This window comes from Mycobacterium sp. 1245801.1, assembly GCF_001673055.1.
Classification (GTDB): Bacteria; Actinomycetota; Actinomycetes; order Mycobacteriales; family Mycobacteriaceae; genus Mycobacterium; species Mycobacterium europaeum_A.
In genome coordinates this window covers 1-1173 of the sequence record NZ_LZKY01000407.1, presented here as the reverse complement: position 1 = coordinate 1173, position 1173 = coordinate 1, and the positions used below count along the sequence as shown (strand labels likewise).

1 protein-coding gene and 1 pseudogene are annotated in these 1173 nt (G+C 60.1%); both read left to right on the top strand.

Annotated elements, in window-relative coordinates:
• Positions 1–446: 446 nt before the first annotated feature.
• Positions 447–578: a hypothetical protein gene (locus A5622_RS30560; RefSeq protein WP_255361663.1), complete on the top strand. Its 132-nt coding sequence runs from the start codon at positions 447–449 to the stop codon at positions 576–578.
• 92 nt (positions 579–670) lie between these two features.
• Positions 671–1173: pseudogene (locus A5622_RS26050) on the top strand (hypothetical protein); the annotation flags it as partial.

Genomic DNA, 1173 nt, shown 5'->3' with positions numbered 1-1173 from the left:
GACGCTACCCCGCTGGTAACCTCTCCACGCCGGTTCAAGCCGACGCTGCGGTGCAATTTGCCGCCGTTCGCTCGTCGAGCGCCTGATCGATCAATGTGGTACTGGAATGCCGTCGCAGAGTTATCGAGCCGCTAGGCGCGCTCGCGTCACCAGGCGGATTCGCCATCGATGGTCGCGAGGTCTCGCATGGGTAGAAAATTACGGGCGGACGCCGTTGGCCGCTATTCACTATGTACTAGCCTCGACGCAGCGCAGACACGGCTTCATCTCACTAGCGAATCCCAGCGACGTCAGGCCGGTCCGACGACGATCTGCCTCAAACCGATGCTGACGGCCGCATAAAGTCGGTGGTCTTACGCCAGCGATCAGTCACCTTCGAGATAAAGAATCTGCGCCGTTCGCCGGGGTGAAGTGAGCGAAGCGCTGCCTCGGCTTAGCATTCGGACATGCGCGATATCGAAGCGATTGACGCCGATCTGCAGTTGGTGTCGCGCGCTTGGTGCGCGGCTTTGGTGGCAAATGATCACGCACCGAGTACCACCCTGATCGACCAGCTTCGCGAGGAGCGACAGCAGTGAGGCGCTGCGTCCGGAACTGACATGACCGGATACCACTAGAGGTAGCGTCGTAGCTGGTCGGAAGCATAGACGGCGGGTTGGCGGGTGGTGCGATGCAACTGATCGAGCTAAGCATTGGCGATCTCATCGCCAGAGCTGGCGGTGACCCATGGGCGATCAACCAGAGCTTGCAGGCCGGTAGCCCTTTTCAGATCTCTCAACTGGCAGAGGCTTTCCATGCTGCCGGCCGATGCTCCACCGCAGCCCAAGAAGAATTCGAACAGGCCCGCAAGCGCTTCGACATGGCCTGGAATCACCAGAACGGTGATCACCCGATCAACGGCTCCGCTGAAGTGCAGCGGTTGACGAAATCCCTTGGCTTGCAGACAGAACAGCTGCCCAAGATCGGTAGCGACCTGGAGAACATTGCCGCCGCCTTAGCTGAGGCGCAAAAAGCCGGGGCACGCCGGATCGCCACGTTGGAACACGAGTTGCAAGGGCTCGACAACATCATCGACGCCGCGGAGCACGATCTGCAGAATGGCCACCCCGACGCGAAGACCGAGGCCTTTCTGAAGAAATTGATCGATGATGCGAAAGCCGATGCCGCCGATGA